Annotated in this window: 8 protein-coding genes; 1 reads left to right on the forward strand and 7 read right to left on the reverse strand. The window is 69.5% G+C overall.

Going from position 1 to position 15,284, the window contains the following annotated elements:
* Positions 1 to 13: 13 nt before the first annotated feature.
* From AC3QL3_RS08950 to AC3QL3_RS08980, 7 genes are all read right to left on the reverse strand, one after another.
* Positions 14 to 2,446, reverse strand: a complete 2,433-nt coding sequence (locus AC3QL3_RS08950) for an ABC transporter permease (protein ID WP_492898140.1) — start codon at positions 2,444 to 2,446, stop codon at positions 14 to 16.
* Between the two features lie 66 nt (positions 2,447 to 2,512).
* Positions 2,513 to 4,948 carry an ABC transporter permease gene (locus AC3QL3_RS08955; protein WP_492898142.1) on the reverse strand — a complete coding sequence of 812 codons (2,436 nt, stop codon included), beginning with the start codon at positions 4,946 to 4,948 and terminating at the stop codon, positions 2,513 to 2,515.
* Positions 4,949 to 4,992: 44 nt separating this feature from the next.
* Entirely contained in the window at positions 4,993 to 7,425 is a 2,433-nt protein-coding gene (locus tag AC3QL3_RS08960; protein WP_492898144.1) for an ADOP family duplicated permease, read from the reverse strand.
* A gap of 37 nt (positions 7,426 to 7,462) precedes the next feature.
* The gene (locus AC3QL3_RS08965; protein WP_492898146.1) at positions 7,463 to 9,871 is read right to left on the reverse strand and encodes an ABC transporter permease; all 2,409 of its coding nucleotides are present in this window, start codon (positions 9,869 to 9,871) and stop codon (positions 7,463 to 7,465) included.
* 11 nt (positions 9,872 to 9,882) lie between these two features.
* The gene (locus tag AC3QL3_RS08970; protein WP_492898148.1) at positions 9,883 to 12,312 is read right to left on the reverse strand and encodes an ADOP family duplicated permease; all 2,430 of its coding nucleotides are present in this window, start codon (positions 12,310 to 12,312) and stop codon (positions 9,883 to 9,885) included.
* 5 nt (positions 12,313 to 12,317) lie between these two features.
* Positions 12,318 to 13,094, reverse strand: coding sequence for an ABC transporter ATP-binding protein (locus AC3QL3_RS08975; RefSeq protein ID WP_492898150.1), 777 nt, complete (start codon positions 13,092 to 13,094; stop codon positions 12,318 to 12,320).
* Between the two features lie 114 nt (positions 13,095 to 13,208).
* A complete protein-coding gene (locus tag AC3QL3_RS08980) occupies positions 13,209 to 14,462 on the reverse strand; it encodes an efflux RND transporter periplasmic adaptor subunit (RefSeq protein ID WP_492898152.1) in 1,254 nt (417 codons plus the stop codon).
* Between the two features lie 310 nt (positions 14,463 to 14,772).
* Between AC3QL3_RS08980 and AC3QL3_RS08985 the strand changes: the two genes are divergently transcribed.
* On the forward strand, positions 14,773 to 15,273 hold the full coding sequence (locus AC3QL3_RS08985) for a MarR family transcriptional regulator (RefSeq protein ID WP_492898154.1): 501 nt from the start codon (positions 14,773 to 14,775) through the stop codon (positions 15,271 to 15,273).
* Positions 15,274 to 15,284: the final 11 nt, after the last annotated feature.

The following is a 15,284-nucleotide window of genomic DNA, read 5'->3' on the forward strand; positions in this document are numbered from 1 at the left end:
GGCAGCGTCGTAGTCATTCATTGCGCAGGGCTTCCATCGGCGGCACGCGCGTCGCGCGCAGGGTCGGGATCGCGCAGGCGAGGAAGGCCACCGCCAGCAGCACCGCGGCGACGCCGGCGAGCACGAACGGATCGGCCGCGCCGACGCCGTAGAGTTGCGAGGCGATCAGACGGCCGAGCGCGAGCGCGCCAAATAGGCCGAGCACGATGCCGGGCACGATCATGCGCAGGCTGTTGCCGAGGATCAGCGCGCGGATGTCGGAGCCGGCCGCGCCGAGCGCCTGGCGCACGCCGATCTCGCGCCGGCGCTGGCCGACCGCGAACGCGATCACGCCGTACAGGCCGATCGCGGCGAGCAGCATCGCGACCACCGCGAACGCGCTCATCAGGATCATGTTGAACTCGCGCAGGCGCTGGGTCGCACCGGTCACCTCGTCCATCGTGCGGATCGAGTACACGGGCACGTCGGGCGCGACTTCGCGCATCGCGCGGCGCAAGGGTTCGCTGTAGCTGAGCGCGTCGCCCTCGACCTTGATCGCCAGCACCAGATCGCCGACGGCGGATTTGCTCACCGGAAAATAGACTTCGGTGTTGGGCGGCTGGTCGAGCCCGGCCTGGCGCACGTTGCCGACCACGCCGACGATGCGCTTGGGTTGGTCGCCGAAGATCGTGATGGTCTGGCTGAGCGGATCGGCGCCGGCCAGATAGCGGTCGGCGAAGGCTTGGTTGACCAGCACTTCGGTCGGGTATAGCGAGTTCGCGCCGTCGGTCGCGCTGAACGCGCGGCCGGCTTCGACCGGGATGCCGAAGGCGCGGAAGTAATCCGCGCTGACGAAGCGATATTCGGCCAAGGCCTTGTCGTCGAGCGTGCGCCCCGGAATCGTGAAGCGGCTGTTCCAGCCCCAGTCGCCCGAGGCCGGCAAGCGATTGGCCAAGGCGACCGCGGCGACGCCGGGTAACTGGCGCAGACGCTGCTCGATCGCATCCAGCCGCGGCGCCAGTTCGCCGATCGCGCGCGCCGCCCACTCGTCGGCGGCGTCGCCCGGCTGCTGCACCGGCAGTGAGATCGAGAACGAAGCGGTCAGCACCTGCGGCGAGCCGACGCCGGAATCCACCTTGGCCAGTTCGCGCAGGCTGCCGATCAGGAGCGAGGCGCCGGCGAGCAAGGTCAGCGCCAGCGCGATTTCCGCGGCCACCAACACGGCGCGCGCACGCATCTGCGCGCGCGTGCCGGTCTGGCCGCGCGCGGCGCCTTGCAGTGCGTGCAGCGGATCGGCCTTGGCCGCGCGCCAAGCCGGCAGCAGGCCGAACAGCAACAGAGTCGCCAATGCGACGGCCGCAGTCGCGGCGATCACACGCCAGTCGACCGCGGGTGCGTTGTAGGCCGGCAGCAGATCGGGCGCGAGTGCGGTCAGCGCGACGATCGCCGGCTTGGCCAGGGCCAAACCGCAGGCCGCGCCGACCAGCGCGATCAGCAGGGACTCGGCCAGCATCTGGCGCATCAAGCGGGTCTGGCCGGCGCCGAGCGCGCTGCGCAAGGCCAGCTCCTGCTCGCGCGCCTGTCCGCGCGCGAGCATGAGATTGGCCAGGTTGGCGCAGGCGATCAAGAGCACCAGCGCCGCCGCGATCAGCAGCATCTGCAGCGGCGTGCGCACGTCGCCGTTGAGCAGGTCCTTAAGCGGCAGCACGCCGGCGCTCATGCCGGTGTGCTCGTCCGGATAGGTCTGCGCCTGCCAGCTCGAGATGCCGAGCATGGTCGCCTTCGCCTGCGCCAGCGAAACGCCTTCGCGCAGACGCGCGACCGTGCGCAGCCAGTTCATGTTGCGCGTGCGCGTGGTGTTGCCGGGCAGGAAGGTCGGAATCCACACCTGCGCATCGGCCGGATAGCGGAACGTGGGCGCGCTCACACCGATCACGCGGAAAGATTCGCCGTTGAGCGCGATGTCGCGCCCGATCACCGCGGCGTCGCTGCCGAACTGGGTGCGCCACAAGGCATCGCCGAGCACGACCACGCGCTCGTTCTGCTGTTCTTCCTGTTCGCCGAACGCGCGTCCGAGCGCGAGCGGTTGGGAGAACACGTTCCAAAATCCCGGCGTGACGCGATAGACGGTCAGCCGCTGCGCTTCGCCGGCGCTGGTCAAGTTGCGCGTCTCGGCCACGAAGGCGCCGATCGCGTCGAATGCCTCGCCGCTGCGGTCGCGCCATTCGGCGAACGCTTGCCCGGAGATCGTGCTCAGCGTCGCCGGCGGCTGCTCGCGCGTGACGCGCACGATGCGATCCGCATTGGCGAACGGCAGCGGCTTGAGCAGCACCGCATCGTAGACGGTGAAGATCGCGGCGACCGCGCCGATGCCGAGGGTCAAGGTCAGCACCGCGGTGAGGAAGAAGGTCGGCCGCGCGAGCAGGCTGCGCAGCGCTTGCCGGAGATCGTTGCTGAAAGCGTTCACGGGGTGCGAGTCTCCAGCGGGAAAACGTCGGTAGCGGTCATGCACGGGCGATGGCGTGCGCGCGAATCATTCATTGCGCAGCGCCTCCATCGGCGCCACGCGCGTCGCGCGCAGGGTCGGGATCGCGCAAGCGGCGAGGGCGATCGACAAGAGCAGCGCGGTGACACCGGCGAGCACGAGCGGATCGGCCGCGCCGACGCCGTACAGTTGCGAGGCGATCAGACGGCCGAGCGCGAGCGCGCCGCCGAGGCCGAGCGCGATGCCGGGCACGATCATGCGCAGGCCGCTGCCGAGGATCAGCACGCGGATGTCGGCGGCGGCCGCGCCGAGCGCCTGGCGCACGCCGATCTCGCGCCGGCGCTGGCCGACCGAGAACGCGATCACGCCGTACAGGCCGATCGCGGCGAGCGCCACGGCGACGGCGGCGAACACGCCCATCAAACTCAGGTTGAAGCGGCGCAAGGCGGTGGTGCGATGGGTCGCTTCGTCCAGCGTGCGCAGGTTGAATACCGGCATGTCCGGTGCGACTTCTTTCAAGACACGGCGCAGGGGAGTGGCGAAGGCGAGCGCGTCGCCGTCGACTTTGAGCGCCAAGCTCAGCTCGCCGCCGGGATAGCTGCGCGCGGGGAAATACGCTTCCGGTTCGGCTTCGCGTTCGAGGCCGTATTGGCGTGCGTTGCCGACCACGCCGACGATCGTCTTCATGGTCTGATCGAGCACGCCGATCGACTTGCCGACCGGATCGGCGCCGCCGAGGTAGCGATCGGCGAAGGCTTGATTGACCAGCACGTGCGTGCCGAAGCCGGCTTCCTCGCCGTCGTGCGCATCGAACGTACGGCCACCGCGCAGCGGAATGCCGAGCGTGTCGAAGTAGCTCGGGCTGACGAAGCGGAATTCGACCAGCGCCTGTTCCGCCGGAATCTCGTAGCCGGGCACGCGGAACCAGCCGTTGCCGCCGCCACCGCCGCTGATCGGCAGCGCGTCGACGAAGGCGGCGCTGCGCACGCCGGGCAGTTCGCTCACGCGTGCGAGGATCGCGTCGATACGCGCGGCGTTGACGCTCTTCACGCGCGCCATCCAGTCGAGCAGATCCTCGCCCGGCTGCTGCGCCGGCACCGGCAGGGCGACCGCGGCGGTCAGCACCTGCTCGGCGCGCACGCCGGTATCGACCGCGGACAAGCGGCGCAGGCTGTCGATCAGGAGCGTGCTGCCGACCAACAAGGTGAAGGCGAGCGCGATCTCGGCCGTGACCAGCACCGCGCGCAAACGGCCTTGCGCGCGCGAACCGCCGGCGTCGCGACCGCCGCCGCGCAGCGCGTCGGCCGGATCGGCGCGCGTCGCGCGCAGCGCGGGAGCGAGACAGGCGAGCAGCAACGCGGCGAGCGCACTCGCGGCGACCACCGCGATGACGCGACCGTCCGGCGCCAAGGTCGGCGCGATCGGCAAGGCATCGGGCGCCAACGCGAGCAGGGCGTGGATGGCCGGTTGTGCGGCGAGCAGGCCGAGGCTGCTGCCGGCCAGCGCGATCAGGACCGCTTCGGCCAGCACGCCGCGCAGCAGATCGCCGTGGCCGGCACCGAGCGCGCGGCGCAGCGCGAATTCGCGCGAGCGTGCCTGAGCGCGCGCCAACATGAGGCTGGCGAGGTTGGCGCAGGCGATCGCCAGCACCAGGGCCGAAGCGAGCAGCAGCATCGCCAGCGGGCGGTCGAAGCGGCCGCTCAAGCTGTCGCGCAGCGACTGCACCTGCGCGGTCAGGCCGCGGTGATTGTCGGGATAGGTCTGCGCTTGCCACGCCGTCGCCGCCGCCAGGCGTGCGCTGGCCGCGTCGATGCCGACGCCTTCGCGCAGACGCGCGACGATGCTCAAGTAGTGGGTCGAGCGTGCGGCCGTGCTGCTCGGCAGGAAGGTCGGCGTCCACACTTGCGCGGCCGCCGGATAGGCGAAGCCGGGCGCGCCGACGCCGATGACGCGGTAGCTCGATCCGTTCAAGCTGACGTCGCGGCCGATCACGTCCGCGGCTGCGCCGAAGCGGCTGCGCCAGAGCGCGTCCGACAGCACCACGACGCGTTCGTCCTTGTTTTCTTCTTCGCTGCCGAAGCCGCGGCCGAGCGCGATCGGATTGCCGAACACCTGCCAGAACTCCGGCGTCACCGCGAACGCGCTCAAGCGTTCGGCGTCGCCGGCGCCGGTCAGGTTCATGGTCGAGGCGGCATAGCCGGCGAAGGCGTCGAACGCGTCCGCGCTGCGCTCGCGCCACTCCAAGTACACCGGCCGCGACACCGGTCCGTTCGAGACCGGCGGCTGCTGGCGCGAGATGTCGACCAGGCGCTCGGCCTGTGCATACGGCAGCGGCTTCAGCAGCACCGCATCGTAGACGGTGAAGATGGCGCCGAGCGCGCCGGTGCCCAAGGCCAGGGTCAGCACCGAGGTCAGCAGGAACAGCGGCTGCGCGCGCAGACTGCGCGCGGCATGGCCGAGGGCGGCAAACAGACGCTCAAACATGGCGGCTCCGTTCGGCACGCGTGTGCGCGCGGTTGCGGATCGGGTCAGTCATTGCGCAGGGCGTCCATCGGTGCGACGCGCAGCGCGCGCCAGGAGGGAATCAGGCAGGCAGTGAGCGCGACCAGGCCGAGCAGCAGCACGACGCCGGCCAGTACGCGCACATCGGCATTGCCGACGCCGTAAAGATGCGCGCCGAGCAGATGGCCGATCGCGAGCGCGCCGCCGAGGCCGGCGAGCAGGCCGGGCACGATCATGCGCAGTCCGCTTTGCAGCATCATGCTGTGGATGTGCGCACGCGTCGCGCCGAAGGACTGGCGCACGCCGATCTCGCGCCGGCGCTGGGTGGCGATCCAGGCGATCACGCCGTACAAGCCGATCGCGGCGAGCGCGAGCGCGGTCGCCGCGAACGCGCTCATCAAGGTCATGTTGAAGCGGCGCAGGCGCGTCGTCTCGCCAGTCACCTCGTCCATCGTGCGCAGCGCGTACAGCGGCACGTCGGGGAAGCTTTCGCGCAGTGCGCGTTGCAAGGTCGGCGCCAGTGCGAGCGGATCGCCGTCGGTCTTCAGCGCCAGCGTGAGATCGCCGACCGGCGCGGTGCGGGTGGGGAAATAGACCTCGGCATCGGGCGCTTCGTCGAGGCCACCCTGGCGCACGTCGGCGACCACGCCGACGACGGTTTTGGGTATGTCGTCGTACACCCTCACCTGCGCGCCGAGCGCATCGCCGCCGCCCAGATAGCGCTCGGCGAAGGTGCGATTGACCAGCACGTCGGTCGGCAGCAGCGCGCGCGTGCCGTCGGCCTGATCGAACACGCGGCCCTTCTCGAGCGGAATGCCGAAAACGCGGAAATAGTCGGGATCGACGAAACGGAATTCGGCGATCGAATCCTTCGGCAGCTCGCGGCCGGCGACTTCGACGAGGCCGTTCCAGCCGGTCTGGCCGGACGCCGGCAACAAGTTGGTGATGGTGGCGGCGGTCACGCCAGGCAGCGCTTGCAGACGCGTCTGCAAGGCCTCGATGCGCGGTTCGAGCGCGTTCTTGGCGCGCTGGTACCAGGCGCTGAAATCTTCGCCCGGCTGCGCCGTCGGCACCGGCAGCGAGAAGCGCGCGCTGAGCACCTGCTCGGGCTGGTGCAGACCCGAATCCACTTTCGACAGTTGGCGCAGGCTGTCGATCAGGAGGCCGGCGCCGGCGAGCAGGGTCATCGCCAGCGCGATTTCGACCGCGACCAGCACGCTGCGCGCGCGCGTCTGACCGCGGCTGCCGATCTGTCCGCGGCTGCCGCCGCGCAGCGCCAGCGCGGGATCGGCGCGACCGGCGCGGAACGCCGGCGCGAGGCCGAACAAGAGCAGGGTGAACAGGGCCAGCGCCGCGGTGGCGAGGATCACGCGCGCGTCGACGCCGGGCGCGTTGTAGGTCGGCAACAGATCGGGCGCGAGGCGCAAGAGAGCTTGCACGGCGAGTTGCGCGAAGCCGAGCGCGGCGAGCGCGCCGGCGCCGGCGAGCAGGATCGCTTCGGCCAGCACGTTGCACATCAGGCGCGCGTGGCCGGCGCCGAGCGCGCTGCGCACGGCCAGTTCCTGCGCGCGCAGCTGGCCGCGCGTCAGCATCAGGCTGGCGAGGTTGGCGCAGGCGATCAGCAGCACCAGCAGCGCGGCGCCGAGCAGCACCGACAGCGAGCCGTGCAGACGCTGGCCGACCAGCTCGTCGAGGCGTTCGACCTGCGCCTGCAGCTTGCCGCTCTCGGGCGGGAAGTTCTCGTTCTCCCAATCGGTGATGCCGCGCATGACCTCGCGCGCCTGCGCCAGCGTCACGCCGCGCGCGAGGCGCGCCACCGGCGACAGCGAGTTGCTGTTGCGGCCAGCGGTCTTCGCCGGCAGGAAGGTCGGCACCCACAACTTCGCGTCGGAGGGATAGCGAAAGCCGGCGGCGGCGACGCCGATCACGCGCCAGCGTTCGCCGTTCAAGTCGACGTCGCGGCCGATCACCGCCGGGTCGGCGGCGAAGCGTGTGCGCCACAGCGCATCGCCGAGCACGACCACGCGTTCGTTGCTGTTTTCTTCCGCCTCGCCGAAGCTGCGGCCGAGCGCGAGCGGCTGGCCGAACACATTCCAAAATCCCGGCGTGACGGTGTAGCCGGTCAAGCGTTCGGCTGCGCCGCTGCCGGTCAGGTTCATCGTCTGCGGCACGTAGCCGCCGATCGCCTCGAACGCCTTGCCGCTGCGCTCGGCCCATTCGCGGAACACCGGCGGCGACACCGGACTGTTGGTCACCGGCGGCTGCGTGCGCATCACGCGCACCAGGCGCTCCGGCTCGGCGAACGGCAGCGGCTTGAGCAGCACCGCGTCGTAGACGGTGAAGATCGCGGCGACCGCGCCGATGCCGAGCATTAGGGTCAGCACCGCCGTGATGGCGAAGCCCGGTTGCGCGCGCAGCGAGCGAAACGCCAGTCGCAGATCGGAAAGGAAGGCAGTCATGGACGATGAATTTCCTGGGCGAGATCGACGGCGAGCGTCAGCGCAGCGCCGAGACCGGATCGGTGGCGGCGGCGCGCAGCGCGGGAATCAGCGAGGCGAGCATGGCGACGCCGAACACGATCGCGACGTTCGATACGAACACGCCGGGGTCGAACGCGCTGACGCCGAACAACAGGCTGCGCATCAGCTGCGTGCCGAGCAGGGCGACCAGCAGCCCGACGCTGATGCCGATCGCGGCGATGCGCACGCCTTCGCCGAGGATCAGGCGCACGACGTCGCGACGGCGGCTGCCGACCGCGACGCGGATCGCGATTTCGCGCGTGCGCTGTCCGACCGAGTAGGCGATCACGCCGTAGACGCCGAGCCCGGCCAGGAGCAAGGCCAAGGACGAGAACGCGCCGAGGATCGACGTGGTCAGGCGGCGCGGCGCGACCGTGCGGTCGACCACGTCGTCGAGCGTGGCGTAGTCCTCGCTCGCCAGCTCCGGATCGAATTCGTGCAGCGCGGCGCGCACCGCCGGCACCAGCGAGCCGAGCGGGCGGCTGCTGCGCAACACCAAGGCGACCGAGCCCCAGTCTTCGTTCTGGCGCAGATCGAGATACATCTCCGGGTGCGCCTTTTCCTCGATGCGGCGCGGGATGTCGCCGACCACGCCGACCACCACGCCGTAGTTGGCGCCGTCGCCGCCGCCGCTCATGACCTTCTGGCCGAGCGGATCGCGCCCCGGCCACAGTGTGCGCGCCATGGTCTGGTTGACGATCACCGCGTGCGCGGCGCTGCCGCCGTCGCGCTGGTCGAAATAGCGGCCGGAAACGAGCGGAACGTGCATCGCTTGCAGATAGCGGTGGTCGATCAGACGCGGCGAGGCGGTGGGGTATTGGTATTTCGCGTAGACCTCGCCTTCGGCGGCCGCGCCCCAGGTGCGGTTGCGGCCGAGCGGCAGCGAGTCGCTCAGGCCGGCCGACTCGACGCCGGGCACTGCCAGGATGCGTTCGACCATGCGGTCGAAGTAGCCGGCGCGCTCGTCCAGGTCGCGGAAATTGCGCGACGAATCGAGCTGCCAGGAGATCGCCTGACGCGGCTCGAAGCCGATCTTGACGTTCATCACTTCGACGAAGCTGCGGATCAGAAGTCCGGCGCCGACCAGCAGCACGCAAGCCAGCGCGATCTGCGCGACCACCAGCGAGCGGCGCACGCGCGCCGCGTCGCGACTGGAGTTGCCGCCGCTGCCCACTTCGCTGAGCGCGCTCTTCACGTCGCTGCGCCACATCTGCAGCGCCGGCAGCGCGCCGCAGGCGGTACCGGCCAAGCAGGCGATCGCGAACGCGAACAAGAGAGCGCTCGAATCGATGCTGGCCGACTGCAGCAGCGGAATGTCGAACGCGCGCAGGCCGGCCAGGCCGGAGGTCGCGTACACCGCCGCGGCGACACCGAGCGCGGCGCCGGCGAGCGCCAGTACGAGGCTCTCGGCCAGCGCTTGCCGCATCACGTGCGCACGCCTCGCGCCGAGCGCGACGCGCACGGCGGTCTCTTTACGCCGCGCCTGCGCGCGCGTCAGCAGCAGGTTGGACAAGTTCAGGCAGGCGATCAAAAGCACGCACAGCACGGCGCCGAACAGAATCAGCACGGCCGAGCGGAACGGCCCGCGCACGTGCTGCTCGATCGTGCTGACCGCGGCGCCGAACACGCCGCGTTCGGTGTGTTCGCGGCGCAGGCGGCCGTTGATGGTGTCGAGTTCGGTCTGCGCCGCACCCGGAGTGACGCCGGGCTTGAGCCGGCCGACCACGAACAGCGTGTTGTTCCACTTCGCGGTTTCTTCGGTCAGCGGGAACGGCGTCAGCAGGTCGACGTTGGCGCCCGGCGCGAACACCGAATCGAAGTCGAACGAAGCCGGCAGCACGCCGACCACCGGCACCGGCCGGTTGTTGACCGTGATTTCGCGGCCGACCACGTTCGGGTCGGCGTTGAACTGCTGCTGCCAGAAGCGGTGGCTGAGGATCACGCTCGGCGCTTCCAGCGAAGCGGCTTCTTCCGCGGCGAAGTTGCGCCCGAGCGCGGTGCGTACGCCGAGCACGTCGAGCAGATTCTGCGTGACCTGCACCGCACGTACGCGCTGCGGCCCGCTCTTGCCGAGCAGGGTGTACTGGTTGGAATCGAAGAACGCGTTGTAGCCGGCGAGCTGTTCGAAGGAGTGGCTTTGGCGGCGCCAGTCGAGCAGGTTGTCGACCATCGTGGTGCGGCCGGACATGCCTTGGTCGGGATCGGAGTTCTCGATCCAGACCAGGCGCTGCGGCTCGTTGAACGGCAGCGGCTTGAGCAGCACCGCGTTGATGATGCCGAACATCGCAGAGCAGGCGCCGATGCCGAGCGCGAGTGTGAGCACCGCGACGAGGGTGAAGCCGGGCGTTTTCAGCAGCTGGCGGAGGGCGAGGCGAAGATCGTTCATGGCGGGGTCCGTTATTCGTAACGCAGTGCTTCGACCGGCTGAATGCGCGCGGCGCGGCGCGCCGGCAGCCAGGAAGCGCCGAGGGCGGTGACACCGAGTACGCCGGCCGCGAAGAAGAAGGCGGCGAGGGCGCCGAGATCGAGGCCGAACAGGAGTTCGGATACGAGCACGGCACCGCCGGCGGAGAGCAGGCCGCCGCAGAGCAGGCCGAGCGCCGACAAACGCGCGCCGCGGCGCAGGACTTCGCGCAGGATGCGGCGCGGACTCGCACCGAGCGCGAGGCGTACGCCGATCTCGCGCGTACGGCGGGCGACCTGGATCGAGATCAAACCGTACAGGCCGATCGCGGCGAGCAAGAGGCCGACCAGACCGAGCGCGCCGGAAACCATGCCGGCGATCTTTTGCGGCAGCAGCGAGAGGCCGAGGATCTGCTCGAACGCACGGATCGACGGCGCCGGCACGCCGGGATCGAGCGCACGCCAGGTCTCGCGCAGGTGCTGCGCGATCGCCGCTGCCGGCTGCGTGCTGCGCACGAGCAGCGAGGTGCGCGCATGCGGCCATTGGCTGAGCGGCAGGAACAGGAACGGTCCTTCGGCTTCGCTCAGCGACGAGTAGCGGCCGTTCGGCGTGATGCCGATCACGGTCAGGTGTTTGGGTGTTTCGCCGGAATCGCCGAAGGCGAAGCTGCGTCCGAGCACGTCGCCGTTGGGCGCCAGCCGGCGCGCCAGCGCCGCGTTGATGATGCATACCGGCGCCGCGTCGGCGCGGTCGCGCGCGTCGAAGTCGCGGCCTTGCAACTCGCTGCGCAGAGTGGCGAAGAAGCCCGGCGAGATCAGATTGGCGAACGGCGTGATGCGGCCGCCGTCGAGTTGGAAATCGCCGAACATCATGCGATCGAGATTGAGCGGCACTTCCGCCGCCAGCGCGGCTTGCTCGACGCCGGCCAGGCCGCGCACGCGTTCGAGCAACTCGTCCTGCAGCGCGAGCCGGCGCGGCGTGGCGTAGCCGCTCGGTTCGAGGTCGAAATCGGCGGCGAGCACGTTGCGCGCATCGAAGCCGAGGTCGATGGTCGCTGCGCGCTGCAAGGCGTGCAGGAACAAGGCGCCGCCGACGAGCAAGACCATCGTCAGCGCGATCTGCGTGACGACCAGACTGGCGCCTAAGCGCGAGCGGCCCGCAGTCGAGCGCGTGGCGGCCAGCGCCTCGTTCGCGGCCGGCGCGGTCGCCGAGACGCGCAGCGCGGGCAGCAGGCCGATCGCGAGCGTGCAGCACAGCGCGCAGGCGATCGCGAAAAAGCAAGCCGCGGCGTCGATCGGAATCTGGATCGTAATCGGCACCGGCGTCGGCAGATCGACTCGTGCGAGCACACTGCAGACGGCTGCACCAAGAGCGAGCCCGACCGCTGCGGCGAGCGCGGACAGCAGCAGGTTCTCGCCGATCAGGCCGGCGACGATGCGGCGCCGCGTCGCGCCGAGCACGTAGCGCAGCGCGATCTCGCCGCGGCGCGCTTCGCCGCGCGCGAGCAGCATCGAGGCGACGTTGACGCAGGCGAGCAGAAGCAGCAGGCCGGTCAAGGCGAACAACAAGGCGGAGAAGGCAAGCAGGGCGCCGCGCACGAATCCGGGCACGCCGCGCAGCGCCGCCGCTTCGATCGTGATCTTGCCGCGCGGATCGGTGCGCGGATAGCTCGCTTCGAGTTCGTTGGCGGCGACGCCGAGCCGCTCGGCCGCGAGTTCCGGCGTCGCCGTCGGAGCGAGCCGCGCGGCCAGTGCGAGCCAGCTCGTGGTGCGTTGCTCGAGCCGCTGCGCGGCGGCCGGCTGCAACAGCGGCAGCTGATGCAGCGGCGCGAAGAACATCGGGGTGAGCATGGTCAGCGTGCCGCGGAAATCGGGCGCGCTGACGCCGACCAGGGTGAAGCTTTGGCCGTTGATCGAAACCGGCTTGCCGATGGCGTTCTCGTCGCCGTCGAAGAATTTGCGCCAGGCGGCGAAGCTCGCCACCACCACCGGCGCCGCGCCGGTCTTGTCGTCGTCGGCCGCGAGCAGGCGGCCGCGATACGCCGTCACGCCGAGGACGGAGAAATAATTGCCGCTGACGACCACGCCGGTGGTGCGTTGCGGCTCGCCGCCGCTGATCACGTTCATCGCGTCGTAGCGATAGGCGACCAGCTCGGCGACGTCGTGCGCGCGTGCGGCGAGATCGGCGTAGTCGGGCGCGGAGAAGGTGTCGTAGCTACCTCGATCGGCGCGGCCGGTGACTTCGACCAGGCGCTGCGCCTCGCGCAGTCCCGCCACCGGACTCAACAGCAGCGAGTTGACCGCGCTGAACAAAGTGACGGCGGTCGCGATGCCGATCGCCAGCGTCGCAATCGAGAACAGGCTGAAGCCCGGATGGCGCAGCAAGCTGCGCAAGGCCTGGCGTAGATAGGCGACCGATCCCATGGCGGTTATCCCTGCGCGGCGGCCGCAGCGGCTTGAAGGTTGACCCGCGCCGGGCGGATCAGACGCTGATCTTCTTCATGGCGCAGGCGGTGCATGGTCTCCTCATCGACGATGCGGCCGTCGAACATGAAGATCTTGCGCCCGGCAAAATCGGCGTAGCGCGGATCGTGCGTGACCATGCAGATGGTCGAGCCGGCTTTGTGCAGCTCTTCCAGCAGGGTCATGACCGCTTCGCCGTTCTTCGAGTCGAGGTTGCCGGTCGGTTCGTCCGCGAGCAGGATCGAGGGCTGCCCGACCAGCGCGCGCGCGACCGCGACGCGCTGCTGCTGACCGCCCGAGAGCTGCGCCGGATAGTGCTTCACGCGATGCGCCATGCCGACGCGCTCGAGCGCGTGCACCGCGCGATCGCGGCGTTCGGCCTTGGATACGCCGTCGCGGTAGGTCAGCGGCAGTTCGACGTTCTCGAACACGGTGAGGTCGCCGATCAGGTTGAAGGCCTGGAACACGAAGCCGATTTCCTGGTTGCGGATCGCCGCGCGCTCGCTCGCGCCGATGTCGGCGACCTCGCGCCCGTTCAGGCGGTAGGAGCCGCCGCTGGCGGTGTCGAGCAGGCCGAGGATCGCCAGCAAGGTCGACTTGCCGCAGCCGGACGGGCCGGTGATGGAGACGTACTCGCCGCGGGCGATGTCGAAATGGACTTCGGCGAGCGCGTGCGTCTCGACCTCGTCGGTCAGGAACACTTTCTTGATCGCGTCGAGGTGGATCAGGCTGTCGTTGCTCATGGGCTCGGCGTCTGGTGGCGTAGGGATAGGATGCGGATCGGGCGGCAACGGATGCGTTCGGGGCGGCATCCGTTGCGTTGATTCATTTCAGGCGGATGTCATTTCAGGCGGACGTTATTTGAGGCGAATGCGGTCGTATTGATCGTAGGCGCTGGTATCGGACAGCACCACGCGGTCGCCGACGTTGAGGCCTTGCTGCACTTCGATCTGGTTGACCGAACTCTTGCCCAGCCGCACCGGCACGCGCGCGGCGACGCCGTCGGCGGGTTCGACGCGGAACAAGCGCACTTCCGAGTCGGGCTGGCCGAAGGCCGGACGGCCGACGTAGAGCACGTCGGGCAGGCGTTCGATCTCGATGGTGCCGTCGACCGACAGATCCGGGCGCGCGCCCGGCGGCAGTTTGCCGGTCAGTTCGACGTCGACCTGCACGCTGCCGTTCTGCACCGCCGGATCGACGCGCAAGACCTTGCCGGCGACCACGCCGTTGCGCGTGTCGACCTTGACCGGCTGGTCGAGCACGATGTCCTTCGCCTGCGTTTCGGCGATGCGCAGCTCGGCCATCAGCTCGCCCGGCCGCGCCACGCGCGCCAGATTGACGCCGGCGGCGACCTGCTGGCCTTCTTCCACCGGCACTTGCTGCAGCACGCCGGCGATGCCGGCGCGCATGTGCAGGGTGTCGACCTGGCGCTGGCGCAGTTCGCGCGTGCCGACCAGCTGATCGAGGCGCGCTTGTTCGGCGGCGAGCTGGGCGGAGATGTTGCGGCCGAATTCGGTCACGCGCTGCTGCTCGATCGTCATGCGCGTCTTCAGCTGCTCCAAGGTGACCAGGCTCTTCTTGTATTGCACCGCCGGGATCACGCCTTTTTCGGCGACCGGCTTCTCCGCTTCGGCCTGCATGCGCGCGGTTTCGTATTCGCTGGTCGCGGCGGCCAGCGCGGACTGTTCGTCGAGCAGTTTGGATTTGAGGTCGGTGCGCTTGGCGGCGAGGTCGGATTCGGCTGCGGTCACGGCGGCCTTGGCGGCGAGCAGCTGGTCTTCGAGTTCGGGATTGCTCAGTTCCAAGATCACCGTGTCCGGCTGCACCGCGGCACCGGGCTTGACCACGATGCGCTCGACGCGCGCGGCGGTCTCGGCGGCGATCCAGCGGATCTCCTTCGGCACCAGGGTGCCGGGGCCGCGCACCTCGCGCAGCAGTTCGCCGCGCTTGACCGTGTCGACCAGCACGCTGCTGCGGTCGACCGAGGGTAGGGCGGGGCCGAGCTTGGCCAGGCCGATGCCGGCGACGATGAGGAGGCCGCCGGCGGCGGCGGCGAGGGTGAGTTGACGGCGCTTTTTGCGCTGCTTGAGTTCGGGGCGGGCGATGTCCATGCCCGGTTACAGCAGGGACTGTGCCAACCGATCTCGAAGCACCGCAGCCGCGCTTCCGGCTCGCCTCGATTCGCGACCAACTCTTTTCACGAACAATGACTTACGGATTTATTGTCGAGATCACGGAAGCCGATCCCGGCGCCGCCGGAGGTCCGCAGCGCGAGCTGCAGAACCCTCGATGCAGAGCGGGCGTCCGCTTTCGGACGCTGCGCTGAACGCAGCCGAACAGCTCGGGTTAGTTCAGATATTTATAGTTTACTTATAAACAATCTATAAGTAAGATACCCGCACTCCCTCGCAGCCGTTGACCATGAGCAGCTTCGACGCCACCGAAACCCGCATCCGCCACACCTGCCAGCGCTTCCCCGCTTTTCCGCGCGACGCTGCGGTGCTGGTGCGCCTGATCAAGCACATCTACGGACAGGTGCACGACGCGGCCAACGTCGTGCTGCGCGAGCACGGCCTCAATCACACCGACTACAACCTTTTGATGATGTTGTACGGCAGCGCCGACAACGCGGTGAATCCGTCGCTGCTCGGCGGCGCCACCGGCGAGAAGTCGGCCAACATCACGCGCATCTGCAATGCGCTGGCCGAGAAGGGACTGATCGACCGCGTCGCCGATCCCGGCGGCGATCGGCGCAAGATCGTTTTGTCGTTGACGCCGCAGGGCCAGGCGCTGATCGAATCGCTTCTGCCGACGATGTCGACGCTGCTGGAGACCTATACCAGCGGTTTCCGCACGGACGAGCGCACGCAGTTGGAGCAGCTGCTCAAGCGTCTGCTCGACAACGCCGAGCCGGCCGTCTGAGCGGCGCGATC

The sequence above is a fragment of the Dokdonella sp. GW821-FHT11D02 genome (assembly GCF_058808595.1).

Coding starts and splice junctions, on each gene's coding strand:
- AC3QL3_RS08955 (WP_492898142.1), bottom strand. CDS start 4,948: ATGTTTGAGCGTCTGTTTGCCGCCCTCGGCCATGCCGCGCGCAGTCTG.
- AC3QL3_RS08960 (WP_492898144.1), bottom strand. CDS start 7,425: ATGACTGCCTTCCTTTCCGATCTGCGACTGGCGTTTCGCTCGCTGCGC.
- AC3QL3_RS08965 (WP_492898146.1), bottom strand. CDS start 9,871: ATGAACGATCTTCGCCTCGCCCTCCGCCAGCTGCTGAAAACGCCCGGC.
- AC3QL3_RS08970 (WP_492898148.1), bottom strand. CDS start 12,312: ATGGGATCGGTCGCCTATCTACGCCAGGCCTTGCGCAGCTTGCTGCGC.
- AC3QL3_RS08975 (WP_492898150.1), bottom strand. CDS start 13,094: ATGAGCAACGACAGCCTGATCCACCTCGACGCGATCAAGAAAGTGTTC.
- AC3QL3_RS08980 (WP_492898152.1), bottom strand. CDS start 14,462: ATGGACATCGCCCGCCCCGAACTCAAGCAGCGCAAAAAGCGCCGTCAA.
- AC3QL3_RS08985 (WP_492898154.1), top strand. CDS start 14,773: ATGAGCAGCTTCGACGCCACCGAAACCCGCATCCGCCACACCTGCCAG.